Origin of the sequence: Pseudomonas sp. B21-028 (assembly GCF_024749045.1) — a bacterium.
GTDB lineage: Bacteria > Pseudomonadota > Gammaproteobacteria > Pseudomonadales > Pseudomonadaceae > Aquipseudomonas.
In genome coordinates this window covers 1,450,466-1,475,910 of record NZ_CP087184.1, presented here as the reverse complement: position 1 = coordinate 1,475,910, position 25,445 = coordinate 1,450,466, and the positions used below count along the sequence as shown (strand labels likewise).

The window sequence follows — 25,445 nt, the reverse complement described above, 5'->3', positions numbered from 1 at the left end:
TTTACTCGATAGCCTTCGCTGATTCGTCTCGTTATAGCCAATGCAACTGATTCGCATCTATCGATGCCAATCTGCACCTATAACAGATGCGACACGGAGCGCTATCGATGTCCTCTCGCCTTACCTGCCGGTTCCTTGCCCCTTCCCGCACGCTGTCGTTGTTGACTGCTGCCATCCTCATGGCAGGCATCGCGCCCGCCGTCCTGGCCGCTGCGACACAACCGCCAGCCCGCAACATCGGCGACTACACCTTCGTCATCGCCCAGCAACCCCTGGTATCGGCCCTGAACGCGTTCATGGCCGTCACCGGCTGGCAAGTGGGGCTGCCGGCCGAGCTGGCCGAAGGCGTCGCATCGCCCGGCGTCAGCGGTTCGCTGCCACCGGAGAAAGCCCTAGAGCGCCTGCTGGCGGGAACCAACCTGAGCTACCGCAAACTGGGTGACAACAGCATCGTCCTGGAGAAGCGCAGCGCCGGCAATGTGGTGAACCTGCAACAGATGACCATCAGTGCCACTCGCCAGGAGCAGGACATCAGCGGCGTGCCCAGTACCGTCAGTGTCCATGACCGCCAGGCACTGGACCGCAACAACGTCAACACCCTCAAGGACCTGGTGCGCAACGAGCCCGGCGTGTCGGTGGGCGGCGCAGGCCAGCGCGGCGGCATCAGCGGCTACAACATCCGCGGCATCGACGGCAACCGGATCCTGACCCAGGTCGACGGCGTGGCGATTCCCGACGGCTTCTTCAATGGCCCCTACGCCAAGACCCAGCGCAACTACGTCGACCCGGAAATCATCAAGCGCGTGGAAATCCTCCGCGGTCCGGCGTCGGTGCTCTATGGCAGCAATGCCATCGGCGGCGCCGTCAGCTATTTCACCCTGGATCCGGATGACATCATCAAACCCGGCCAGGACGTCGGTGCCCGTCTGAAGACCGGCTACAGCTCCGCCGACGAAAGCTGGCTCAAATCCGCCACCGTCGCCGGCCGCAGCGGGACATTCGACGGCCTGCTGCACTACAGCCAGCGCGACGGCCATGAAACCGAATCCTACGGCAGCCATAACGGCACCGGCCTGGACCGCACCGCGGCCAACCCGGAGGACGTGCGCGCCAGCAACGTACTGGCCAAACTCGGCTGGAACTACAGCGACGATGCGCGCCTGGGCCTGGTCTACGAGAAGTACAAGGACGACCGCGACACCGATCTGAAAAGCGCCTACGGCGGCCCCTTTTTCAACGGCCAGCCGACCATCCCCCCGAGCATCCTGCCGGGCGGCATGTACCAGTGGCGCACCGGCAACGACACCGTCACCCGCGAGCGTTTCGGCCTGGAGCACAGCTTCGCCCTCGACAGCCTGCTGGCCGACAACATCAAGTGGAGCCTGAATCACCAGATCGCCAAGACCGACGAGAGCACCGCCGAGTTCTACTTCCCGATCACCCGCCAGGTCCTACGTACCCGGGAAACCCTCTACGAAGACAAACAATGGGTGTTCGACGCACAACTGGACAAGGCCTTCAGCCTCGCCGACACCGATCACGCACTGACCTACGGCACCACGATCAAGCAACAGAAAGTCACCGGCTCGCGCAGCGGCAATGGCGTGTGCCTGGCGGTCGGCGTCGGTTGTTCCGCCGTCGGCGCCATCAGTACCCGGGACGTACTGGCAAAGGCCAGCGACTTCCCGGACCCGACCATCAACACCTACAGCCTGTTCGCCCAGGACCAGATCGGTTGGGACAAGTGGACCTTCACCCCGGGCCTGCGCTACGACTACACCCAGCTCAAGCCGCGCCTCACCCAGGCCTTCCTCGACACCGTGGACCCGACCGGCGGCGGCCAGGTCAGCGACAGCAACAAGACCTGGCATCGCGTCTCGCCCAAGTTCGGCCTGACCTACGCCTTTACCGGCCAGTACACCGGCTACGGCCAATACGCCGAAGGCTTCCGCACCCCGACCGCCAAGGCCCTGTATGGCCGTTTCGATAATCCCGACGTCGGCTACAGCGTGAAACCCAACCCCGACCTGGAACCGGAAAAAAGCAAAAGCTACGAGACCGGCTTGCGTGGCCGGTTCGACTCCGGTTCGTTCGACGTGGCGGTGTTCTACAACAAGTACCGGGATTTCATCAACGAAGATGCCATCACCCCCGGCGCCGATCAGTTGACCTTCCAGAGCAACAACATCAAGCACGCCACCATCAAGGGCGCCGAGATAAAGGGCCGCCTGGACCTGGACGTATTGGGTGCGCCTCAGGGCCTCTATACCCAGGGCTCGGTGGCCTACGCCTACGGTCGCAACGACGACACCGGCCAGCCGATCAACAGCGTCAACCCGCTGACCGGCGTGTTCGGCCTGGGTTACGACCAGGACGATTACGGCAGCTTGCTCACCTGGACCCTGGTCAGGAAGAAAAACCGTGTCGATGACAGCAACTTCAACTCGCCGGATGGCGTCAGCAGCCAGTTCAAGACGCCCGGGTTCGGAATACTCGACCTGACCGGTTTCTACAAGGTGACCCAGGACATCACCGTCAGCGGTGGTCTCTACAACCTCACCGACAAGAAGTATTGGCTGTGGGACGACGTGCGCGGCTACGACAGCGTCGGCGAAGCGGCCGTGCTGAGCCCCGCCAACCTCGACCGCCTGACGGCGCCGGGGCGCAACTTCGCGGTCAACCTGATCTGGGATATCTGATCCGCTGACCACAGCAAACAGTTTCATAGGTGGGAGCAAAGCTTGCTCGCGATACAGGCGCCTCGGTTTCTAAAGGACCGCATCGTCTGCATCGCGGGCAAGCCTTGCTCCCACAGTGGTTCCCCTCGCCACAACAGCGACTTGTTTCCATTCGAAGGATTATTCATGACCACCCAACGTCCCACCGCCCGCTCCCAACGCCTCAACCAGATCACCCACAAGCCCCACGGCAAGCTCGACGCTCTGGTCAAGGCCCACGCCCCGTTCGAAACCCCGGCCAGCTTTGCCCGTTTCGTCGTCGCCCAGTACCTGTTCCAGTCGGAACTGGTGGCGCTGTACAACGACGCGCAGCTATCCGCCCTGATCCCCGACCTGCCGGCCCGCTGCCGTGCCGAAGCGGCCAAGGCCGACCTGGCGGACCTGGACACCGATGTCCCGACCCCGGTGGCCGGCGCGCTGGACAACCCGACCATGGCCGAGGCCCTGGGCTGGTTGTTCGTTTCGGAAGGCTCGAAGTTGGGCGCGGCGTTCCTGATCAAGCGCGCAGTAAACCTGGGGCTGAGCGAAACCTTCGGCGCCCGCCACCTGGCCGAACCGGCGGGCGGCCGCGCCGAAGGCTGGAAGACCTTCACCCGTATCCTTGATGAACTGAGCCTCACCGAACAGCAGGAAGCCGAGGCGGACAAAGGCGCGCTGGACGCCTTCAACCGGTTTACGGTGTTGCTGAAACAGGCCTATAGCGCTGAGTTGGCCTGATAGACGCCGCAAGCCACTGTGGGAGCGAGCCTGTGTGGGAGCCGAGCTTGCTCGCGATGAAGACGCCTCGATCCATCGACCGTGTTTTCGTTCGTCGCGAGCAAGCTTTGCTCCCACGGGCTCGCTCCCACAGGGGTTGTGCATCACTGAACAGAGACATATGAACCACCCCAACAAAGCCGTCCAACTACTCTTCGGCCTGCTCGCCTACACCAGCCTCGCCATCGGCCTGGTCGCCATCGTCGTGCCTGGCCTGCCGACGACCGAGTTCATCCTGCTGGCCGCCTGGGCCGCGACTCGCAGCTCGCCACGCCTGAGTGCCTGGCTGGAGCGCCATCGGCTGTTCGGGCCGATGCTGTACAACTGGCGCAACGGCAAGGTCATTCCGCGTCGGGCCAAGGTGGGCGCAACCCTCGGCATGCTGTTCTGCGCGGCACTGATGCTGGCAACGCTCGAGCATGGCTGGCCGGTCTACCTGGCCCTGACGGGCATGGGCGCGGGCAATCTGTGGATCTGGTCCCGTCCGTCTGCAACAGCGCAGGCGTCCGAATAAACCGTTTTGATCTATGCTCGGCCTCTCACATCCGGAGGGCCTCCGATGACAGATCTACTCGCATCCATGCAAGCCGCCCTCGGCTTGCCCACGACCCCGATCCGCTTCGCGAGTGACGGCGCCCTGCCTTCGGCGTTCGCCGTCACGGAGCTGGCCAGCGCCAGTATCGCCGTGGCCGGCCAAGCGATAGCAGAGCTCATTAACCAACAGACTGGCCGCTTGCCGTCCCTCGAGGTCGACCGACGCCTGGCCTCGTTCTGGTTTTCCACGTCCCTGCGCCCCATTGGCTGGAGCGTGCCGCCGATGTGGGACCCGGTGGCCGGTGACTACGCCACCGCCGACGGCTGGATTCGCCTGCACACCAATGCGCCGCATCATCGACGGGCGGCGGAAAAGGTCCTCGGTGCCTGCGTTGACCGCGCCGACATGGCGAGCAAAGTGATCCGCTGGAACAAGACCGAACTGGAACAAGCCGTCGTCGACGCCGGTGGCTGCGCCGCCGAGATGCGCTCGTGGCAGGCCTGGCAAGCGCATCCCCAAGGCAGGGCAGTGAATGCCGAGCCGCTGGTGCATTTCACTGAAAACGTCGAGGCACACCGCAGCCCCTGGCCCGGCTCCATGGCCCAACCACTGGCCGGCCTCAAGGTGCTGGACCTGACCCGCGTGCTGGCCGGTCCCGTCGCCAGCCGCTTCCTCGCCGGCCTGGGCGCCGACGTCCTGCGGATCGACCCACCGACCTGGAACGAGCCCGGCGTGGTCCCGGAAGTCACCCTCGGCAAACGTTGCGCCCGCCTCAACCTGCATCAGCCCGACGACCGCGCCGCGTTCGAAGCACTGCTCAAGGACGCCGACATCCTCCTGCATGGCTACCGGGCCGACGCCCTGGAGCGCCTGGGCTACGGCGCCGAGCAACGCCACAGGATCGCTCCTGGCCTGATCGATGTCAGCCTCAACGCCTACGGTTGGAGCGGGCCGTGGCAGAACCGGCGCGGCTTCGACAGCCTGGTGCAGATGAGCAGCGGCATCGCTGATGCCGGCATGGCCTGGAAACAGACCGACAAACCGACACCGCTGCCCGTCCAGGCGCTGGACCACGGCACCGGTTACCTGATGGCCGCCAGCGCCGTGGTGTTGCTGGCCCGGCGTCTGGAGAACGGCCGCGGCGGTTCGGCACACCTGTCACTGGCACGCACGGCCAAGCTGTTGATCGAGCAGGCTGCCGGCGGTCAGGATGCGCTACGACCGGAGGACGCCAACGATCAAGGGTTACTGGTGGAACAGACGCCGTGGGGACCGGCGCATCGATTGCAGGTGCCGATGAAGCTCGTTGGTACACCGCTGCAGTGGACGCTACCGGCTGCGAATCTGGGGGAACATCGAGCACAGTGGTGACTTCACCCCCACCGAAAAAGGAAACTTGTAAGGCAGATGCCAGGTCTGCCTTTGCATACTGACGAAGGAGAGCCGCTCATGGCCATGTTCCAACCCGGTCACCTGCACATAGAGCGCCGTGCGCTGAACACGGATGATTTCAGCTACAACCTCTGCATCGATTACGAAGTGGCCCAGGATCCCAAGGAAGGCACCGGCATGTCGTTCCGGTTGCACGGCACGGTCGAGGACAAGAGCGTGGACGAGAGCTTTTTCCTGCCCAAGGACCTGGCCTTCGACTTTGCCCGGCACGCCACAAACATCGCGCAAAAATATGGCATGCCGAAGAGCGCCAGCATCGGCTCGCTGCACACGTACTACGACGACATGTTCGAGGATGTGCGCAAGCAACTGGATGTGAAACCGGGCGATCCGGTGAAGCCCGAGCATTTGGCGTAATTCGATCTGGCTACCCCCGACACCCTGTGGGAGCGAGCGATAGCGGCCTGTCAGTCGACAGGGATGTGACAGCTCCACCGCCATCGCGAGCAGGCTCGCTCCCACAGGGGATATCAGTGTCCTGAATGCCAGGGTAATTGCACCTTCCACCCCACTGGCAACTCCCCCCCGCTGACCTATGCTGAAAACAGTACCCCAGGGTATTCGTTCAGAGGTCATCGCCATGAACATCAGGACAAAAAGACGCCTCGCCATCTTCGTGACCTGCGCCGCTACGCTTGCGTTGTATGGCACGGCGGCCTACCGGGTCGAGCAGGCCAGGCAACTGCCCCGTGAATACGCCAGTTGCAACTTCGAACGCTGCATTCCGCACAACGCGACCCTGAACGCCCTGCGCTGAAGCGCGCTCAGTCGTCCTGCTGATCGGTCTTGAGCCGGTCCCGGAAAGCCTTGGGCGAGATGCCGACACGGCGGCGGAACAGGCGGGTGAAGTTGGTCGGGTCGGAGAACCCGAGCATCTCGGAAATCTCGTAGATGGTCATGCCGGTGTAGGTCAGCATTCGCTTGGCCTCCAGCAGTTGACGCTCGTGCATGATCTGCAACGCCGGCTGTCCCGCCAGCTCGCGGCAGGTGCCGTTGAGGTGCGACACGGAAATGCCCAGGCGATGGGCCAGGTCTTCCACCTTGACGTGCTCGCGATAGGTTTCCTCCACCAGTTGAATGAACCCATTGAGGTATTCCCGGGCCCGCTGCGGGCGCTGGGTCTGGGTCCGTCGCTGCATGACCTGGCGGCTGACCCAGACCATGATCACGTTGACCAGCGCGTGCATGAGCATTTCCCGGGCCGGTTGATGCCCCATGTACTCGCTCTGCAAGGCGCTGAACAGGCTGTTGAGGTAGTCGGCATTTTCACCCGCCGGGTAGCTCTCGGCCTGGGCCAGGATGTTCACCGAATGGCCCAACTGCCCTTGCAGGTGGGTCACCAGCGGCGCCGCCAGGGTCACCACGTAGCCTTCCACGTCTTCGGAAAATCGGAAGCCGTGGACCGACAGCGGCGGCAGGATCTGCACCGCCGGCTCGTCGAGCTGGGTGCGCTGGCCTTCGATTTCCAGCTCCGCCCGGCCCTTGAAGACGAACAGCAACTGGCAGAGGTCCGCATGCCGGTGGGGTTTGATTTCCCATTGATGCTCGCGACTGCGCTTGGAAATGGTCTCGCAGTGCAGCAAGTCTGGCGTCGGCCAATCCTGGCTTTCGCCGTAGAGCTTGAACACCGGGATCGAAGGCAGGTCTGTTTTCTTCATAACGAGGATCGGCCTCGGGTAGCGGGCGATAATCGCACCGATTGGCAGAAAGTACAGGTATCGGCTCAGTTTTCCCCTTCAATTGACAGGCCCGCAAGGAAAAAATGCAAGGACTCGATTCATAACAATCCACACCGGCCCTGGTCGCGTGCTCCGTGCGAGTCATAACAACAATGAAAACCCTCAAGACCCAAGTCGCCATTATCGGTGCAGGCCCCTCTGGACTGCTGCTCGGCCAGTTGTTGCACAATGCCGGAATTGACACCTTGATCCTCGAACGCCAGGCCCCGGATTATGTCCTGAGTCGCATCCGCGCCGGTGTGCTGGAGCAAGGCATGGCCGAACTGCTGCGGCGGGCCGGCGTCGGCCAGCGCATGGATGCCGAGGGACTGGAGCACGACGGCTTCGAACTGGTCCTCAATGGACGGCGGGTGCACATCGACCTCAAAGGGTTGACCGGCGGTAAAAACGTAATGGTCTACGGTCAGACCGAAGTGACCCGCGACCTGATGGCCGCCCGCGAAAAGGCCGGTGCCCGGACGCTTTACCAAGTCGACAAGGCCCAGCCCCACGACATGCAGACCGACCGGCCTTTCGTGACGTTCGAGCACCAGGATGAAATCTGGCGCCTGGAGTGCGATTACATCGCCGGGTGCGACGGTTTCCATGGCGTGGCGCGGCAATCCATTCCGGCGGAAAAGCTCAACGTCTTCGAGCGGGTCTACCCCTTCGGCTGGCTCGGCATCCTGGCGGACACCCCGCCGGTCAACGAGGAACTGGTCTACGCCCGCCACGAGCGCGGATTTGCCTTGTGCAGCATGCGCTCCAAGACCCGTACCCGTTACTACCTGCAAGTGCCCGCCGAAGAACAGGTCGCCGACTGGCCGGACGAGCGCTTCTGGACCGAACTCAAGACCCGCCTGCCCGCCGACCTGGCCGAGGCCCTGGTGACTGGTCCGTCCATCGAGAAGAGCATCGCGCCGCTGCGCAGCTTCGTGGTCGAACCGATGCAGTACGGGCGCATGTTCCTGGTGGGCGATGCCGCCCACATCGTTCCGCCGACCGGCGCCAAGGGCTTGAACCTGGCGGCCAGTGATGTCAGCACGCTGTTCGACATCCTGCTCAAGGTCTATCGCGAAGGCCGGGTGGACCTGCTGCAACAGTACTCGGCCATTTGCCTGCGGCGCGTCTGGAAAGCCGAGCGCTTCTCCTGGTGGATGACATCGATGCTGCACCGCTTCGACGACGACGCCTTCAACCAGCGCATCAGCGAAGCCGAGCTGGAATATTTCGTCGACTCCGAAGCCGGACGAAAAACCATTGCGGAAAACTATGTCGGACTTCCTTACGAGGCTATCGAATAGCCGACTACCGACTTACACTGCGGGCTCCGTCCCCACTCGCCGCTCTGGCGTGATGCCCGCAGGTTCTACCGTGACTCAGCTCAATACCCTCAACGTCCAGCAGCCCGCCATCCGCAGCGTACTGGTGGCCCTGATGCTGGCGATTTTCCTCGGTGCGCTGGACCAGACCATCGTCGCTGTTTCGATGCCAGCCATCTCCGCCCAGTTCAAGGACCTCAGCCTGTTGGCCTGGGTCATTTCCGGCTACATGGTCGCCATGACCGTGGCGGTGCCGATCTACGGCAAGCTGGGCGATCTCTATGGTCGCCGGCCGCTGATGCTGTTCGGCATGGGGCTGTTCACCCTCGCCTCGCTGTTCTGTGGCCTGGCGCAAAGCATGGAACAGCTGGTGCTGGCGCGGATCATCCAGGGCATCGGCGCCGGCGGGATGATCTCCGTGAGCCAGGCGATCATCGGCGACATCGTGCCGCCCCGCGAGCGTGGCCGCTATCAGGGCTACTTCAGCAGCATGTACGCGGTGGCCAGCGTGGCCGGGCCGGTGCTGGGCGGCTACATGACCGAGTACCTGTCGTGGCGCTGGGTGTTCTGGATCAACCTGCCGCTGGGCCTGGGGGCCTGGCTGGTGGCCCGCCGCACCCTCGTCGGGCTGTCGGTGCCGCAACGCACGCCGATCATCGACTACCTGGGCACCGTGTTGCTGATCATCGGCCTGAGCGCCTTGCTGCTGGGCATCACCCAGGTCGGCCAGGGACAGGCCTGGCACAGCCGTGGCGTACTGGGCCTGCTGGGGTGCGCGGTGGTGACACTGGGCGTGTTCGTCTGGCACGAACGCCGCGCCCGGGAGCCCTTGCTGCCGATGCACCTGTTCGTCAACCGCAGCGCGGTGTTGTGTTGGTGCACGGTATTTTTCACCAGTTTCCAGGCGATTTCCCTGACGGTGCTGGTGCCGTTGCGCTTCCAGAGCGTGACCGGTGCCGGCGCCGACAGCGCGGCCTTGCACCTGCTGCCGCTGGCGATGGGCTTGCCGATCGGCGCGTATTTCGCCGGACGTCGCACCTCGATCACGGGCCGCTACAAACCGATGATCCTCAGCGGCGCCCTGCTCTTCCCCTTCGCCATCCTCGGCATGGCTTGCACGGCGCCCGACGCGTTCTGGCTCAGTAGCCTGTTCATGCTGCTCGGCGGCATCGCCTCCGGCATGCAGTTCCCCACCTCACTGGTGGGTTCGCAAAACTCGGTGCTACAACGGGATATCGGCGTCGCCACCAGCACCACCAACCTGTTCCGCTCCCTGGGCGGCGCGGTGGGCGTGGCGCTGATGTCGGCGTTGCTGCTGGCCTTGCTGCAGGACTCAGGTTTCGCCCAACTCGCCGGCTCGTCGCTGATTGGCGAAGGCCATTCCGGCAACATCCTGCTGGACGGCCTGAATGCCGCCCCGGGCGAAGCACGGAACGCACTGCGTCAGGAGTTGCAGATCACGTTCCGGCATCTGCTGCTGATCAGCGCGGCGGTATCGCTGCTGGGGTTGGCGGCAGCAGTGGCGATGCCGAATAGACTGTTGCGTGGGCGGGAGGAACAGGTTCGGTAGTTGCCTTGAAACACAAAACTCTGAATGAAATACAAAACCGAGAGTTGAAATACAAAACCTGTGGCGAGGGGATTTAGCGAAACGTCGCACCGCCCCGCTGGGCTGCGCAGCAGCCCCCTTGAGGTCTATTTGATATCACATAGTGGCAGACAGACTTGGGGGCGCTTCGCACCCCAGCGGGGATAAATCCCCTCGCCACAAAAGCCTCACATTGTCCTACCTCAAGCCGTCGCCACCACAATCCCCGGCTCCACCTGCGCACTCATCCCCTCCTTCATCCGCCTGGCATCGCGGGCGAAACAGCGCGATGCCAGGAACAGGAACACCATGGTCAGGAACAGCGCCACCGGAATCAGGTACATCGCGTCGTGCAAACCGATGGCCTTGAACGCCTCGGTCATCTGCGGGACACCGGCAGCGGCCATGGCCGTGCGGGCGAAGTAGTCCGACAGACCGCCGACCACCACCGGCCCCAGGCCGCCGCCGAGCAGGTACAGCCCGGCAAAGAACAACGCCATCGCCGTCGCCCGCAGGCGCGGCTCCACGACGTCCTGGATCGCCGTGTACACGCAGGTATAGAAGGTATAGGCAAACAGCCAACCGACGCTGAACACCGCAACGAACACGCCGATTTCAATCCGTCCGGCATGCAATGCCCAAGCCGTGGTCAGTGTGGAAATGATCAGACTGAACCCAGCGAACAGCAACCGGCCATTGGCAACGCGCTGATGAATCTTGTCGGCGATCCAGCCGCCCAGGGTCAGCCCGAACAACCCGGTCACGCCCACCATGATCCCGGTGGCCACGGCGGCTTCGTGCAGGGGCATCAGGAAGTAACGCTGCAACATCGGCACCAGGAACGAGTTGCAGGCATAGGTGGCGAAGTTGAAACACAACCCCGCCAGCACCAGCCACAGAAAAGTGGGAATCGCCAGCACCCGACGGATCGGCCGGTCGATTTTCTCCTGAGACACCGGCACGGTTTCCGCAGCACCGCGCTTGGGCTCCTTGATAAAGAACATGAAGACCGCCAGCACCAGCCCCGGCACCGCCGCAATAAAGAACGGCGCGCGCCAGCTGTCGAAGGCCTTGACCATCGCCCCGATGGTAAAGAACGCCAACAGCAATCCGATCGGCAGGCCCAGCATGAAGATCCCCATGGCCCGCGCCCGACGGTGGGCCGGGAACAGGTCACCGATCAGCGAGTTGGCAGCCGGCGCATAACTGGCCTCGCCAATGCCGATGCCCATGCGCACCAACAGGAACGCCCAGAAACTGCCCACCAGGCCATTGACGGCCGTCAGCCCGCTCCAGGCCGCCAGCCCCCAGCCCATCAACTTGCTGCGCGAACCGGTATCGGCCATGCGCCCCAGCGGCAGGCCGGCAATGGCGTACACGATGGTGAACGCAGTGCCGATGATGCCGATCTGGAAGTCGCTGAGGCTCCATTCCATGCGGATCGGCTCGATGATGATCGCCGGAATGGTGCGATCGAAAAAATTGAACAGGTTGGCCAGAAACAACAGGAACAGAATGCGCCAGGCATTCGCCGCTTGGGTCGAGTTCTGCATTGATTCCGTCTCTTTATTGTTATGGGCGAGGCATCCGAGCCCGGAATCTGCAATCTAGACAGCAGCGCGGGGGCTGTCTCCAATCATTCGCAGCGCTGATACCCGACCATGGGGCACGAGCCGTTTATTGATGCCGATCAACAAACTGTAACAATTGCCATCATTTTGCCGGCTCTTGATTAAAGATCATGTCCCGGTGGCCGATTCATCATGAAGCTTCTTTCATCCGCGATGGTTCGATGACAGCGGTCGTCCAACCCACCAGTTCAGGCTACGGCGCACAATGACCTCAAAAAAAACAGCCACTGCGGTATCCGATCTGACCCTGGGCCCGGCCGCCAACGGCCCTGAGACCCCGAAGTCATCGACCAGCTCGCGTCCCCTGGAGACGCAGCAGTATCTGTATTTCACCGAGACCAACACCGACCGCATCCTCGACAACCTCGATGGCTTGCGCGACATCGTATTTCCCCGTCCTCCCCATCTGGTGGACGACGAGAGCGAACGCGACCAGCAGGAATTCCCGTCGGTGTGCCTGATCGGCCTGGGGCGTTGCGGCTCCAACATCGCCCTGGACGTGGCCGAGCTGGTCTACAACGCCCGCAAGTTCTACCTCAACGAATTCAACAACGAAGACAAGGCCTACAGCGACAAGGGCTACCGTCCCGCGCAGTGGATCCGCAACAACCTGCGCCTGGGCACCGGCAAGGCGAGCAAACCGGTGTTCCTGGTGGAGCCGCTGGTGATGCTCGGCGACCTGGACAAGGACATCGCCGGACGCATCCGCTTCTCACGCAAGGGCGAAAAGACCGGCTTCCTGCGCGACTACAGCAAGATGAAAATCATGGACCTGTCGGAAGTCCATGCCGGTGGCGCCGGTAACGCGCCGATCCTGGGCCAGTACCTGGCCAAGATCATCCTGAACAAGGATACCCAGCGCTTCTCCAGCCCCGACTGGAAGATGATCCACTCGTACCTGATCGACAGCTGCGGCATCAAGGCCAACCAGTCGCGCCTGTACTTCTCGATCTTCAGCGCCGGCGGCGGTACCGGTTCGGGCATGGCCTCGGAGTTCGGCCTGGCCCAGCAGCATTCGTACATGAACAAGACGTTCGACACCAAGCCGATGGACGAGCACGACGGCAAGAGTGGCCACTCTTTCGTCTTCGAACCGATCTTCACCAGCGGCATCTGCGTACTGCCGAACATTTCCGATCACCGCAGCGAAATGTCCGAAGCCCTGCACATCAACGCCGGACGCCTGCTGTGCAAGTACCTGTCGGAAGAATGGGACTTCTCGTACAACTTCGCCAATGAAGACAGCAGCGAAGCCAGCGTCATGGGCCGTATCCGCCCCTGGAACGCAATGATGCTGATCTCCAACGACATCATGCGCTACGCCGAAGAGAACGATGACGGCAACATCCAGAACATCGACGTCAACGCCATGGAGAAGCACGCCAACCAGTACATCTCCCAACAGATCTTCAACATCCTGACGGCCCAGGCGGTCACCACCGACTACGACCAGAACTATTTCCGTCGCGCCGGCATCGACATCGGTGAAACCATCCGCCTGGACGCCAACGACCTGTTCATGAGCCTGGCCGGTCCCGTGGCGATTGCCTATGCCGAATCCGTCGTCCCGGAAACCCCGGCGCCGAGCGGCGACAAGTTCAAGGTGTTCGACAAAGAACCGCCACGCCTGAACATCGACGACCTGTTCTTCCGCTCCATCGACCTGCCGCACTTCAATAAAGTGACCCAGGCCATCGAAGGCATCAGCCTGTTGCCGATCGAATCCAAGCGCTACCGGGCCTCGCTGGAGCAGTACAAGAATTCCGGCTACGACGCCGCCGCGCTGCATGACCTGCACTTCTTCAAGAACTGCTCCTCGGTGGTGTCCATCGTTTCGCTGCCCAAGGACTACAAGCTGTCTTACATGGACCTGAACCGGCTCAAGACCCACCTCAACAGCCTGTTCCCCAACACCACGCTCAAGCGTTATGCCCTGGTGATCGGCGCCTCGGCCAACCTGTCGCTGACCACCCTGATCGCCAAGAGCCCATGCCTGTCGGATGATTTCCTGACCCTGATCGTGGCCTTCATCAAACGCTGCTTCGCCCGCAACCCGTACCGCTTCGACGACACCCTGGACAACTCGATCCTGGACTTCATCATCAATGAAGACTTCGATGAGGAACGGATAGACGAACTGCTCAACGAATTCGAGAACCCGGCGAAAATCCTCGACACCAACTGGTACGCGATCAAGCCGATGTACGAAAAGAAATACCGCGAGCTGATCAGCGACAAGGACAAATTCGTCTCGATCAACGACATCCGCCTGTCCCGTGATTGCGTGAAGAAAGCCATCAAGTACCTGCGCGAGATCTACCGTCATCGCATTGGCAAGACCAAGGTTATTTCGCTTAATAACCATACTGGCAGGACTTATTGAGGTCGGCTTAGGACCGCGGCGCCGCTATCGCGAGCAGGCTCGCTCCCACAGGAAACCGCAATCCAATGTGGGAGCGAGCCTGCTCGCGATAGCGGCCTGTAGGACTACCGGAAACAACATCCAGAAACAATTAAGCAGCCCGAAGGCTGCCCCATGAACTGTTCCCGTTACGTATACGTCACCCTGCCCTGTGGCGTTTCACCACGGCAGGGTGCCATCACGCTACTCAGCTACACACTTTTATTCGATTCAACCACGAACCAATTTGGTGCATTGATCAATTCGACGCCCTTTCCTGGATCATTATCCAGGGCGAAACCACCACCGCCCACAGCACTGGATCGCGCTCCAGAAAATCCAGCGCCCGCGTTTCAGACAGCTTGGCGAGCTGCCCGGCGGCCAGCCAGGCGGCGACTTTATCGCCTTCGTCCTGAGCGACAGCCTCGGCGGCAGCGATCAAATCCAGTGCAGGTTCGACCCATAACAGGGCACCCTTGGCAAAGAACGGCTCCAGTTCTTTCCAGGTAATGGATGCAGTTTCTCCAAGCAGTTTGGCATAGAGGGTGCTAGGTTCTTGATTCATGGGACTGTCCGGAAAAGAAATCGGCGCGAATGATAACGTCGGTGGTCTGGCAGAAAAACCCGGTAGCAATTGGAGTACGATTGAAAAACGCAGTAAAGCCACGGGGGTGTCGGTTTGACCCGGCACTACCGCCGCTATTCTGTCTTTTTCTTTCAATAAGGCGACACCCCCTGAATTTGCCCCCAAGCGCCAGCTTCCCTTGCCAACAACCGGCGCTCTACACTGTACCGGTACAGTTGCCGGGGGCATTTTCCGAGGGGATATCCAAGATATCTGACCCGGTTCTGCTGCTACGGCGCCAGGACTATAAAAACTACAACAGCATGAGTGGAGCACTATGACTAAGGCTACTAAGCAGATTTCCAAACTGTTTGCCGCTATGGTTCTGGCCGGGGTTGCCAGCCATTCGTTCGCCGCCGACACCATCAAGATCGGCATCGCCGGTCCGAAAACCGGTCCGGTGACCCAGTACGGCGATATGCAATTCGTTGGCGCGAAACAAGCCATCAAGGACATCAATGCCAAGGGCGGCGTCGACGGCAAGATGCTCGAAGCCATGGAATACGATGATGCCTGCGACCCTAAACAGGCCGTAGCCGTGGCGAACAAAGTGGTCAACGATGGCGTCAAGTTCGTCGTCGGCCACCTGTGCTCCAGCTCCACCCAACCGGCTTCGGACATCTACGAAGACGAAGGCGTGATCATGATCACCCCAGCAGCCACCAGCCCGGAAATCACCGCCCGTGGCTACAAGCTGGTCTTCCGCACCATCGGCCTGGACAGCGCCCAAGGCCCTGCCGCCGGCAACTACATCGCCGACCACGTCAAGCCGAAAGTCGTTGCGGTCCTGCACGACAAACAGCAATACGGTGAAGGCATCGCCAGCGCCGTCAAGCAGACCCTCGAGAAGAAAGGCGTGAAAGTCGCCGTATTCGAAGGCCTGAACGCCGGTGACAAGGACTTCTCCTCGATCATCCAGAAGCTCAAGCAGAACAACGTCGACTTCGTTTACTACGGCGGCTACCACCCAGAGCTGGGCCTGATCCTGCGTCAATCCAAGGAAAAAGGCCTGAACGCCAAGTTCATGGGGCCTGAAGGCGTCGGCAACGACTCCATCTCGCAAATTGCCCAGGGCGCTTCCGAAGGCCTGCTGGTGACCCTGCCGAAATCCTTCGACGCCGATCCCGAGAACCAGGCAATCGTTGCGGCCATCAAGGCCGACGGCAAGGATCCAAGCGGCCCGTTCGTGTTCCCGGCCTACTCCGCCGTCGAGCTGATCGCCGAAGGTATCAAGGCCGCCAAGAGCGAAGACACCGCCAAGGTTTCCGAAGCCATCCACAAAGGCACCTTCAAGACCCCGACCGGCGAACTGTCGTTCAACGAGAAAGGCGACCTGAAGGACTTCAAATTCGTGGTCTACCAGTGGCACTTCGGCAAACCGAAAACCGAAGTTTCCCCTCAGTAAGCCAGGCCTAGTGTCCTGTCTCACACATACGTTCTTTTTTTGTGAGACAGGACACTCACGGTCAACGAGCCCACTGTGCAAGCAGTGGGCTTTGTTTTACGAGGTTTATGGGCCAGGCACCCGCGATCCGGGCGCTGGTTCACCTGAAAATCTTAAAACCGTCACCAGCGGTTCGCTGGCAAACGCTTTGTGCAAATGTGCTCACAGAACACAGCACAAGGCCGGAACATGACTCCACCAGTGAAATGCGTATCGGGTTTTTAGGAGCGCTGTAATGCCTGAGATCTATCACTTTTTCCAACAGCTGGTTAATGGCCTGACCATTGGCAGCACCTATGCCTTGATAGCCATTGGCTACACAATGGTTTACGGCATCATTGGAATGATTAACTTCGCCCATGGCGAGGTCTACATGATCGGTTCCTACGTGGCGTTCATTGCCCTTGCCGGGCTGGCCATGCTGGGTATCCACTCACTGCCGCTGTTGATGACCGCCGCGTTCATAGCGTCGATCGTCGTGACCAGTGCCTATGGCTACAGTATCGAGCGTGTTGCCTACCAGCCCTTGCGTGGCAGCAACCGTCTGATTCCGCTGATTTCCGCCATCGGCATGTCGTTGTTCCTGCAAAACACCGTATTGCTGTCCCAGGACTCCAAGGACAAGTCCATTCCCAACCTGATCCCGGGGAGTTTCTCCTTCGGCCCGGGCGGTGCTGAAGAAGTCCTGATTTCCTACATGCAGATCGTGGTCTTCGTCGTGACCCTGATCGCCATGCTCGGCCTGACCCTGTTCATCTCCCGTTCCCGCCTGGGCCGCGCCTGTCGCGCCTGTGCCGAGGACATCAAGATGGCCAACCTGCTGGGCATCAACACCAACAACATCATCGCCCTGACCTTCGTCATCGGTGCCGCGCTGGCGGCCGTCGCTGCCGTGCTGCTGAGCATGCAGTACGGCGTGATCAACCCGAACGCCGGTTTCCTGGTAGGCCTGAAGGCCTTTACCGCGGCGGTACTGGGTGGCATCGGCAGTATTCCGGGGGCGATGCTCGGCGGGCTGGTGCTGGGGGTGGCCGAAGCATTCGGCGCCGATATCTTCGGAGACCAGTACAAGGACGTGGTTGCGTTCGGTCTCCTGGTCCTGGTTCTGTTGTTCCGGCCGACCGGCATCCTGGGCCGCCCGGAGGTTGAGAAAGTATGAGCAAATATCTTAAACAGGCGCTGTTCAGCGCCCTGCTGGTCTGGGCCGTAGCCTTTCCGGTGCTCGGCCTCAAGCTGAGCATTGTCGGCGTCAACCTTGAAGTGCACGGTACCGGCCCGCTGACGCTGAGCGTCATTGCCTTGTGCTCGGTGCTGATGTTCCTGCGGGTGCTGTTCAGCCAACAGGTCAACGCCGTGCTGCGCTCCAGCCATGGCCCGCTGGTTTCGCCCAAGGTCAGCCAGTTCCTGACCCTGCCACGCACCCAGCGCCGGATCATCATCGGCCTGATCGTGGTTGCCCTGATCTGGCCGTTCTTCGGCTCCCGAGGGGCAGTGGATATCGCCACCCTGATCCTGATCTACGTGTTGCTGGGCCTGGGCCTGAACATCGTGGTCGGCCTGGCCGGGCTGCTTGACCTGGGTTATGTGGGATTCTACGCGGTGGGCGCCTACAGCTACGCGCTGCTCTCCCACTACTTGGGCCTGAGCTTCTGGATCTGCCTGCCGATCGCCGGGATGATGGCGGCCACGTTCGGCTTCCTGCTGGGCTTCCCGGTGCTGCGCCTGCGGGGCGACTACCTGGCCATCGTGACCTTGGGCTTCGGTGAGATCATCCGCTTGTTCCTGCGTAACCTCACCGACCTCACCGGCGGCCCCAACGGCATCAGCAACATTCCCAAGCCGACCTTCTTCGGATTGAGTTTCGACCGCAATGCGGCCGAGGGCATGCAGACCTTCCACGAGTTCTTCGGGCTGACCTACAACCCGGTGAGCAAAGTGGTGTTCCTCTACCTGGTTGCACTGTTGCTGGCCCTGGCCGCGCTGTTCGTCATCAACCGCCTGCTGCGCATGCCCATCGGCCGTGCGTGGGAAGCGCTGCGCGAAGACGAAATCGCCTGCCGTGCCCTGGGTCTCAACCCGACCGTGATCAAGCTGTCGGCCTTCACCCTGGGTGCCGCTTTCGCCGGTTTCGCCGGCAGCTTCTTCGCTGCCCGCCAGGGCCTGGTGACGCCGGAATCCTTCACCTTCATCGAGTCGGCGATCATCCTCGCCATCGTGGTGCTGGGCGGGATGGGCTCGCAGCTGGGTGTGATCCTGGCCGCCATCGTGATGATCCTGCTACCCGAAATGATGCGTGAGTTCAGCGAATACCGCATGTTGATGTTCGGCGCCTTGATGGTGCTGATGATGATCTGGCGTCCTCAAGGTCTGCTGCCTATGCAACGCCCCCACATGGAGCTGCGCAAATGAGCCGCGAGATCCTCAAGGTTGAAAACCTAAGCATGCGCTTCGGCGGCCTGCTGGCGGTCAATGGCGTGGCCCTGACCGTGAAAGAGAAACAGGTGGTTGCCTTGATCGGGCCGAACGGCGCGGGCAAGACCACGGTGTTCAACTGCCTGACCGGCTTCTACCAGCCAACTGGCGGCAGCATCCTGCTGGACGGCGAGCCGATCCAGGGCCTGCCGGGGCACAAGATCGCCCTCAAGGGCGTGGTGCGCACCTTCCAGAACGTGCGGTTGTTCAAGGACATGACGGCCATCGAGAACCTCTTGATCGCCCAGCATCGTCACCTGAACACCAACTTCTTCGCTGGTCTGTTCAAGACCCCGTCGTTCCGCAAGAGCGAACGCGAAGCGATGGAGTACGCCGAGTACTGGCTGGAAAAGGTCAATCTCACGGAGTTCGCCAACCGTACCGCCGGCACCCTGGCCTACGGTCAACAGCGGCGCCTGGAAATCGCCCGCTGCATGATGACCCGTCCGCGGATCCTCATGCTCGACGAACCGGCCGCCGGCCTGAACCCGAGGGAAACCGAAGACCTGAAAGCCCTGATCGGCGTGCTGCGTGAGGAGCACAACGTCACGGTGCTGCTGATCGAGCACGACATGAAACTGGTCATGAGCATTTCCGACCACATCGTGGTGATCAACCAGGGCACTCCCCTGGCCAACGGCACGCCGGAACAGATCCGGGACAATCCTGAAGTGATCAAAGCCTACCTGGGGGAAGCGTAAATGCTGCAGTTCGAAAACGTTTCCACCTTCTACGGCAAGATCCAGGCCCTGCACAGCGTCAACGTGGACGTGCGCCAGGGCGAAATCGTGACGCTGATCGGCGCCAACGGTGCTGGCAAGTCCACCCTGCTGATGACCCTCTGCGGTTCGCCCCAGGCCCACAGCGGCAGCATCCGCTACATGGGTGAGGAACTGGTGGGCCAGGACTCGTCAGAGATCATGCGCAAGAGCATTGCGGTGGTGCCGGAAGGCCGTCGGGTGTTTGCCCGGCTGACCGTGGAAGAGAACCTCGCCATGGGCGGATTCTTCACCGACAAGGGCGATTTTCAGGAACAGATGGACAAGGTCCTGCACCTTTTCCCACGCCTGAAAGAACGCTTTACTCAGCGCGGCGGCACCATGTCCGGTGGTGAACAGCAAATGCTCGCCATCGGCCGCGCGCTGATGAGCAAGCCCAAGCTGCTGCTGCTCGACGAGCCCTCCCTGGGCCTGGCACCGATCATCATTCAGCAGATCTTCGACATCATCGAACAGCTGCGCAAGGATGGCGTGACAGTGTTCCTGGTGGAGCAGAACGCCAACCAGGCCCTGAAAATCGCCGACCGGGCGTATGTGCTGGAGAACGGTCGCGTGGTGATGCAGGGCACCGGTGAAGCGCTGCTGACCGATCCGAAGGTGCGCGAGGCGTACCTGGGTGGTTGAGCGGTTGCAATAACAAAAACGGCCTTCGGGCCGTTTTTTTTGCACCCGCTAGAAGTGAACACCTTTGTGGCGAGGGGATTCATCCCCGCTGGGCTGCCAAGCAGCCCCCATCACAGCAGCCTCAATCTGCCTGACTCACCGAGTTGCCTGGTTTGGGGCTGCTTTGCAGCCCAGCGGGGATGAATCCCCTCGCCACAAAGGATGGAGATGCCTCTTTTAATCCCTTTCAGCACACAATTTCACGGTGATAAAAAATAATTCGAAACTCGCTGTAACACTTCCCCACCTCCCCTCTCTAGTTCAGCAGACCGGCGCTGAAGCCGGTTCATTTCCCAAGAAGAACTGGAGAAGCATCATGTCCGCTACCACCCGTACCCTGTCCGCCTCCGCCCTGGTCCTGGCCCTCGGCTCCGCGTTGAGCATCGCCGCCGTATCGACCGTCCACGCCGCTGACGACAATATGGAAAAATGCTTCGGCGTGGCCATGAAAGGGCAAAACAATTGCGCCGCCGGCGCCGGTACCACCTGCGCCGGTACCGCCAAGATGGACTACCAAAGCAACGCCTGGAAGCTCGTCCCGAAAGGCACTTGCATGACCACCATGAGCAAGACCTCGCCCACCGGTTTCGGTCAGCTCGAAGCCTACAAAGCCAAGTCCTGATCCACCGCCCGCCTGAGTGTCGACCATGACCACGTCTTACGCATTTGCTTCTACCGGCACTCAAGCAGCCAACGTCGAGCTCCCGACCCGTGCCGGGCTGGGGCTCAAGGCCGGGCACTTCGAGCAAGTGCTCGGTTCAAGGCCGGACATCGGTTTCTTTGAAGTCCACGCCGAAAACTACATGGTGGACGGTGGTCCGTTCCACCATCTCCTAGGATTGATCCGCGAGCTGTATCCGCTGTCGCTGCACGGCGTCGGCCTGTCCATCGGTAGCGAGGGCAAGCTGGATGCGACACACCTGCAGCGCCTCGCCGAACTGATCGACCGCTATCAGCCCCAAGCCTTTTCCGAACACCTGGCCTGGTCGAGCCATGGCCAGGTGTTCCTCAACGACCTGCTGCCCCTGGCTTACGACGCACCGACCTTGAACCGCGTCTGCGCCCATATCGGACAAGTGCAGGACACCCTCAAGCGCCCGATGCTGCTGGAAAACCCTGCCACCTACCTGGCGTTCCAGCGCTCGACCCTCGACGAGGCGGACTTCATCAGCGAAGTCATTCGCCGTACTGGCTGCGGACTGTTGCTGGACGTCAACAATCTCTACGTTTCCTGCATCAATCATCAACGCGATCCACTGGCCTACCTCGATGCCCTGCCGCTGCAGGCCGTCGGCGAGATTCATCTGGCCGGGTTTGCCGAAGACTCCGACAACCTGGGCGACCGTTTGCTGATCGATGATCATGGCGCGCCCATCGATCTGGCGGTCTGGACTCTGTACCGACAGGCGCTGGAGCGGGTCGGTCCGGTGGCCACCCTGATCGAGCGGGATAACCAGGTACCCGCCTTCGGCGTCCTGTTGGCCGAAGCCCATCAGGCCGACGCGCTGTTGCAGTCAGCGAGGAGGCCGACATGAGCAGCCAAGCCGCGTTCACCGCAGCCCTGCTCGACATCCGGCAACCGTGTCCGGATGGCTTGTGCTGCGCCAACGGTGCGGACCCGGCGAGCCGTTTCGCCGTGTATCGCAACAACGTCCAGGGTTCGCTGATCAACGCATTGGCGGACGCCTACCCGGTGGTCCGGCAGTTGGTCGGCGATGAATTCTTCCGCGCCATGGCGGCCGCTCATGTGCAAACCTCAGCGCCCCACAGCCCGGTGATGAGTGGCTATGGCGCGGATCTGGCCGACTTTATTGAAAGCTTCGAACCGGCGTTTTCCCTGCCATACCTGGCAGATGTTGCCCGGCTGGAAAGGTTGCGCACCGTCGCCTATCACGCCGCTGACGCTCACTCCTTGGGCCATGAGCAGATCGCCGCGGCTATGGCCGATCCACAATCCCTGGACGGTCTGTGCGTCACCTTTCATCTGTCCGTGCGCCTGCTCGATTCAGCGTTCGCGATCGTCGCGATCTGGGTCGCCCATCAGACAGATATGACGCTCGCCGAGATCGACCCGAACCAGGGGCAATGCGCATTGGTCCTGCGCAATGGACTCGAGGTTGAAGTGTTTGCCCTCGACCCTGGTGCCTTCAGCTTTATCCGCAACTTGCACAACGGCCAACCGCTCGGGCAGGCCCTGGCCGGTGCTCCCACGTTCGACGTTGCACAAACCCTGGCACTGCTGATCAGTCACGGCGCCATTACCCGCCTGCATCACGACAAGGTATCGCCATGAACAGCCCCGTCACCCGCGTCATTACCCTGCTGGAGAAAATCCCCCACAGCCTGATCGCATTCATTGCGCGGTTTTCCATCGCGGCGGTGTTCTGGAAATCCGGGCAAACCAAGGTCGAAGGCTTGGCCATCGACCTGATCGACGGCACCTTCCAGCTCGGATGGCCGCACCTGGCCGACTCAACCATCCCGTTATTCAAGAGTGAATACGCCATCCCGCTGCTGTCTCCGGACATCGCCGCACACCTCGCCGCGTTCGCCGAGCACTTCTTTCCGATCCTGATTCTGCTGGGGTTTGCCACGCGGTTTTCGGCACTGGCGCTGCTGGGCATGACCCTGACCATTCAGCTGTTCGTCTATCCCGATGCCTATCCGACCCACGGCACCTGGGCAGCGGTGTTGCTTTACCTGATGGCTCGCGGCCCCGGCGTGCTGTCCGTCGACCACCGGATTGCCGTGTGGGAGCGAGCCCGCTCGCGATAGCAATGCCAGCTTTACACAATGGTTGACTGACCCTCCGCTATCGCGAGCAGGCTCGCTCCCACAAAGGCTGGCGTGATGCCTCATTATTGCTGGAGCCGGTCCAGCGCCTCACCACTGCGCTTGAACCAGGCAATCAGGTAATCGGCCAGCACCTGGGTGCGCTTGGGCAAGCCGCCCTGATAGGGGTGCACCAGGTACATCGGCATGCGACGGGTCTGAAAATCCCGTAGGAGCCAGCACAAGCGCCCATCAACCAATTCTTCATTCAGCAGGTAGGACGGCAGCCGGGCGATTCCGGCACCCGCCAAGGCGGCTTTTTTCAGCAAGCTGTAGTGATTGCTGGCAAACGGTCCCGATACCCGGACCCGCAGCAGTTCGTGTTGCTGGTGGTACAGCCACTCTTCCCGACCGCTGTAGTGGCTGTTGAGCAGGCAGCGATGCTCAGCCAGCGCCTGAGGCGTTTGTGGTTCGCCATACTGATCGAGATAGGCCGGGCTGGCGCAGGTCATCTCGTGCCACGCCAGCAACGGACGGGCGACCAGTCGCTCATCGATGGCGGCGTCGGAGCGGATCGCCAGGTCGAAACCGTCCCGGGTCAGGTCGCGATAGCCGTTGTTGAGTTCCAGTTCGATCTGCACGTCGGGATACGTGCGGGCAAATTCCAGCAGCAATCCCTCAAAGAAGGTTTCGCCCAACGACACCGGAACCGTCATGCGCACCGGCCCGGAAATATCGTCTTTCAATCGGGCCAGGGCCTGACGCGCCCTTTCCACTTGAACCAACAACGCTTGGGCCTGGGGTAGCAAGGCCGCCCCGGCCGCCGTGAGACTCAGGCGCCGGGTGGTGCGCTGCAGCAACACCACCGAAAAGCGGCTTTCCAGCAGGCTGATGCGCTTGGACAACTGGCCCTTGCTGCATCCCAATTGCTGGGCCGCCAGGGTAAAGCTGCCGGCATCGATCAACACGGCGAACGCCGCCAGGTCATCCATCTCGCTCATTGGATTGTTTCCAATTGAAAACCAAAGGTTGCCTATTAGCACGCTTATCAATGGAAAAAACCACTCTAAACTGCAACCTCGTTCAACCCACTGAGGAACAGTCCATGAAAATCCTGTTGATCGGCGCCAACGGCACCATTGGTTCGGCCATTGCCAACGAACTGGCGCCACGCCACGAAATCATTCGAATTGGCCGCAACAGCGGAGAATTGCACGTCGACATCAGCGACAGCGCCTCGATCCGCGCCCTGTTCGAAAGAACCGGGCGCTTCGATGCGCTGATCTGCGCCGCCGGCAGCGTCACGTTCGCACCGCTGGGTGACATGACCGAGGAAAGTTTCACCCTCGGCTTGAAGGACAAGCTGATGGGCCAGGTGAACCTGCTGCTGATCGGTCGGGAATTCGCCAACGACGGCGCCTCCTTCACCTTCACCAGCGGTGTGCTGAGCCACGACCCGATCAAAAGCGGCGCTTCGGCGGCGCTGGTCAACGGCGCCTTGGACAGCTTCGTACGAGCCGCGGCCATCGAGTTGCCACGGGGCCTGCGAGTCAACTCGGTGAGCCCGAACGTGCTGCTGGAGTCCATGGACAAATACGCCCCTTACTTCCGCGGCTACGAACCGGTTGCGGCCGCCTATGTGGCGTTAGCCTACGCCAAGAGTGTCGAAGGCCTACAAACTGGTCAGACCTTTCACGTAGGTTGAATAGCACCTTGCCTACGCTCCTGCTTGTGATGCGGGATCAGTCTGAGTAACGTGGCGGCACCTGTCTGGAGACCCAATGATGCGTGCCGCCCGTTCCCTGTTGTGTATTGCCCTCCTTCCCCTGTTCGCCGGCTGCCAATTGCTCGACGCCCCGCGCCAGAGCGCATCCCACGCCGGCCAGACGCGCATGCAAGGCGAACTCACGGCGGCCGACGGCAAGCTGGTGTTCCAGCCGTGCCAGGAACAACGCCGCTACATCGTCAATGACAGCGGCGGCACCAGCGTGCTGCAACAAGCCGCCGGCCTGGCCGATGAGCGCGGCAAGCTGTTCGCCGACGTACGCGGCCATATCGTCTCCAGCGCCACGGCGGGCGCCGACAGCCAATTGGACCTGGAGCAGTTGTATCGCCTGGAACGCTCGGGCACGGCCTGCGACGATGGCGATTTCAAACGGCTGGTGCTGCACGCCACCGGCCACGGTCCGGAGTGGAGCCTCAAGGCCAGCGGCAAGGGCCTTGTGCTGGAACGTGACGGCCAGCCCGCGCTGGCGGTGCCTTACGTTGAAGAGCAACTGGGGGATGGCCGTTTCGACCTGAGTACCGAAGCGAATGGCCAGAAAGTCGAGCTGTGGGTCGCCCCCCAGCGTTGCATCGACAGCACCAGCGGCAGCGTCCGGCACATGAGTGCCGAGTTGCGGGTCAACGGCGTGGTCCAGCGTGGCTGCGCCTACTTTGGCGGTGCGCGTAACGACTGATGCTCATTTAAAACCTGCCCTCGCCACAGGTTCATTTACTTCCTTAAGTTGAACACCACGGTATGGGTTCCGGGGATTGCAGCTTATAAT

Annotated in this window: 24 protein-coding genes; 20 read left to right on the top strand and 4 right to left on the bottom strand. The window is 61.5% G+C overall.

Features of this window, described 5'->3' with window-relative positions; translation table 11 throughout:
- The first annotated feature begins 107 nt into the window (after positions 1 to 107).
- The 6 genes from LOY35_RS06670 to LOY35_RS06645 all read left to right on the top strand — a co-directional run bounded on the left by LOY35_RS06670 (position 108) and on the right by LOY35_RS06645 (position 6,238).
- On the top strand, positions 108 to 2,699 hold the full coding sequence (locus LOY35_RS06670) for a TonB-dependent receptor (protein WP_258631580.1): 2,592 nt from the start codon (positions 108 to 110) through the stop codon (positions 2,697 to 2,699).
- A gap of 165 nt (positions 2,700 to 2,864) precedes the next feature.
- Complete coding sequence (locus LOY35_RS06665) at positions 2,865 to 3,455, top strand: biliverdin-producing heme oxygenase (protein WP_258631579.1); 591 nt, start codon at positions 2,865 to 2,867, stop codon at positions 3,453 to 3,455.
- Between the two features lie 160 nt (positions 3,456 to 3,615).
- Positions 3,616 to 4,008, top strand: a complete 393-nt coding sequence (locus LOY35_RS06660) for a YbaN family protein (RefSeq protein ID WP_258631578.1) — start codon at positions 3,616 to 3,618, stop codon at positions 4,006 to 4,008.
- Between the two features lie 45 nt (positions 4,009 to 4,053).
- A complete protein-coding gene (locus tag LOY35_RS06655) occupies positions 4,054 to 5,400 on the top strand; it encodes a CoA transferase (protein WP_258631577.1) in 1,347 nt (448 codons plus the stop codon).
- Between the two features lie 78 nt (positions 5,401 to 5,478).
- Positions 5,479 to 5,838 (top strand): DUF5064 family protein, encoded by a 360-nt coding sequence (locus tag LOY35_RS06650; protein WP_258631576.1) that lies wholly within the window; start codon positions 5,479 to 5,481, stop codon positions 5,836 to 5,838.
- A gap of 223 nt (positions 5,839 to 6,061) precedes the next feature.
- Positions 6,062 to 6,238, top strand: a complete 177-nt coding sequence (locus LOY35_RS06645; RefSeq protein WP_162843618.1) for a hypothetical protein — start codon at positions 6,062 to 6,064, stop codon at positions 6,236 to 6,238.
- A 7-nt stretch (positions 6,239 to 6,245) separates the two neighbouring features.
- On the opposite strand, the gene LOY35_RS06640 is transcribed toward LOY35_RS06645, so the two are convergent.
- Positions 6,246 to 7,139, bottom strand: coding sequence for a helix-turn-helix domain-containing protein (locus tag LOY35_RS06640; protein WP_258631574.1), 894 nt, complete (start codon positions 7,137 to 7,139; stop codon positions 6,246 to 6,248).
- A 173-nt stretch (positions 7,140 to 7,312) separates the two neighbouring features.
- Here LOY35_RS06640 and pobA point away from each other — a divergent pair, with 173 nt between their 5' ends.
- The gene (gene pobA / locus LOY35_RS06635; protein WP_258631573.1) at positions 7,313 to 8,503 is read left to right on the top strand and encodes a 4-hydroxybenzoate 3-monooxygenase; all 1,191 of its coding nucleotides are present in this window, start codon (positions 7,313 to 7,315) and stop codon (positions 8,501 to 8,503) included.
- Positions 8,504 to 8,555: 52 nt separating this feature from the next.
- Positions 8,556 to 10,091, top strand: coding sequence for an MDR family MFS transporter (locus tag LOY35_RS06630; RefSeq protein ID WP_408981182.1), 1,536 nt, complete (start codon positions 8,556 to 8,558; stop codon positions 10,089 to 10,091).
- 221 nt (positions 10,092 to 10,312) lie between these two features.
- On the opposite strand, the gene LOY35_RS06625 is transcribed toward LOY35_RS06630, so the two are convergent.
- Complete coding sequence (locus LOY35_RS06625) at positions 10,313 to 11,662, bottom strand: MFS transporter (RefSeq protein WP_258631569.1); 1,350 nt, start codon at positions 11,660 to 11,662, stop codon at positions 10,313 to 10,315.
- A 283-nt stretch (positions 11,663 to 11,945) separates the two neighbouring features.
- On the opposite strand from LOY35_RS06625, the gene LOY35_RS06620 reads away from it, so the two are divergent.
- Positions 11,946 to 14,123, top strand: coding sequence for a hypothetical protein (locus LOY35_RS06620; RefSeq protein ID WP_258631568.1), 2,178 nt, complete (start codon positions 11,946 to 11,948; stop codon positions 14,121 to 14,123).
- Positions 14,124 to 14,400: 277 nt separating this feature from the next.
- On the opposite strand, the gene LOY35_RS06615 is transcribed toward LOY35_RS06620, so the two are convergent.
- A complete protein-coding gene (locus LOY35_RS06615) occupies positions 14,401 to 14,706 on the bottom strand; it encodes a DUF2288 domain-containing protein (protein ID WP_309475911.1) in 306 nt (101 codons plus the stop codon).
- A gap of 337 nt (positions 14,707 to 15,043) precedes the next feature.
- Between LOY35_RS06615 and LOY35_RS06610 the strand changes: the two genes are divergently transcribed.
- From LOY35_RS06610 to LOY35_RS06570, 9 genes are all read left to right on the top strand, one after another.
- On the top strand, positions 15,044 to 16,171 hold the full coding sequence (locus LOY35_RS06610) for a branched-chain amino acid ABC transporter substrate-binding protein (RefSeq protein ID WP_258631565.1): 1,128 nt from the start codon (positions 15,044 to 15,046) through the stop codon (positions 16,169 to 16,171).
- Positions 16,172 to 16,445: 274 nt separating this feature from the next.
- Positions 16,446 to 17,369, top strand: coding sequence for a high-affinity branched-chain amino acid ABC transporter permease LivH (gene livH / locus LOY35_RS06605; RefSeq protein WP_258631564.1), 924 nt, complete (start codon positions 16,446 to 16,448; stop codon positions 17,367 to 17,369).
- Entirely contained in the window at positions 17,366 to 18,619 is a 1,254-nt protein-coding gene (locus LOY35_RS06600; protein ID WP_258631562.1) for a high-affinity branched-chain amino acid ABC transporter permease LivM, read from the top strand. The genes livH and LOY35_RS06600 overlap by 4 nt, the downstream gene beginning before the upstream one ends.
- The gene (livG, locus tag LOY35_RS06595; protein ID WP_258631559.1) at positions 18,616 to 19,383 is read left to right on the top strand and encodes a high-affinity branched-chain amino acid ABC transporter ATP-binding protein LivG; all 768 of its coding nucleotides are present in this window, start codon (positions 18,616 to 18,618) and stop codon (positions 19,381 to 19,383) included. Before LOY35_RS06600 ends, livG begins: the two co-directional genes overlap by 4 nt.
- Positions 19,384 to 20,085 (top strand): ABC transporter ATP-binding protein, encoded by a 702-nt coding sequence (locus LOY35_RS06590; RefSeq protein ID WP_258631557.1) that lies wholly within the window; start codon positions 19,384 to 19,386, stop codon positions 20,083 to 20,085.
- 355 nt (positions 20,086 to 20,440) lie between these two features.
- Positions 20,441 to 20,746 carry a DUF2282 domain-containing protein gene (locus tag LOY35_RS06585; RefSeq protein ID WP_024776364.1) on the top strand — a complete coding sequence of 102 codons (306 nt, stop codon included), beginning with the start codon at positions 20,441 to 20,443 and terminating at the stop codon, positions 20,744 to 20,746.
- Between the two features lie 25 nt (positions 20,747 to 20,771).
- Positions 20,772 to 21,659: a DUF692 domain-containing protein gene (locus LOY35_RS06580; RefSeq protein ID WP_258631556.1), complete on the top strand. Its 888-nt coding sequence runs from the start codon at positions 20,772 to 20,774 to the stop codon at positions 21,657 to 21,659.
- Positions 21,656 to 22,417, top strand: coding sequence for a DUF2063 domain-containing protein (locus LOY35_RS06575; protein ID WP_258631555.1), 762 nt, complete (start codon positions 21,656 to 21,658; stop codon positions 22,415 to 22,417). The genes LOY35_RS06580 and LOY35_RS06575 overlap by 4 nt, the downstream gene beginning before the upstream one ends.
- Entirely contained in the window at positions 22,414 to 22,899 is a 486-nt protein-coding gene (locus LOY35_RS06570) for a DoxX family protein (RefSeq protein WP_258631553.1), read from the top strand. The genes LOY35_RS06575 and LOY35_RS06570 overlap by 4 nt, the downstream gene beginning before the upstream one ends.
- 83 nt (positions 22,900 to 22,982) lie before the next feature.
- Here the strand turns inward: LOY35_RS06570 and LOY35_RS06565 are convergent, their stop codons facing one another.
- Positions 22,983 to 23,897 (bottom strand): LysR family transcriptional regulator, encoded by a 915-nt coding sequence (locus LOY35_RS06565; protein WP_258631552.1) that lies wholly within the window; start codon positions 23,895 to 23,897, stop codon positions 22,983 to 22,985.
- Positions 23,898 to 24,001: 104 nt separating this feature from the next.
- Between LOY35_RS06565 and LOY35_RS06560 the strand changes: the two genes are divergently transcribed.
- Entirely contained in the window at positions 24,002 to 24,601 is a 600-nt protein-coding gene (locus LOY35_RS06560) for a short chain dehydrogenase (RefSeq protein ID WP_258631550.1), read from the top strand.
- Between the two features lie 79 nt (positions 24,602 to 24,680).
- Positions 24,681 to 25,355, top strand: a complete 675-nt coding sequence (locus LOY35_RS06555) for a COG3650 family protein (protein ID WP_258633488.1) — start codon at positions 24,681 to 24,683, stop codon at positions 25,353 to 25,355.
- Positions 25,356 to 25,445 lie beyond the last annotated feature (90 nt).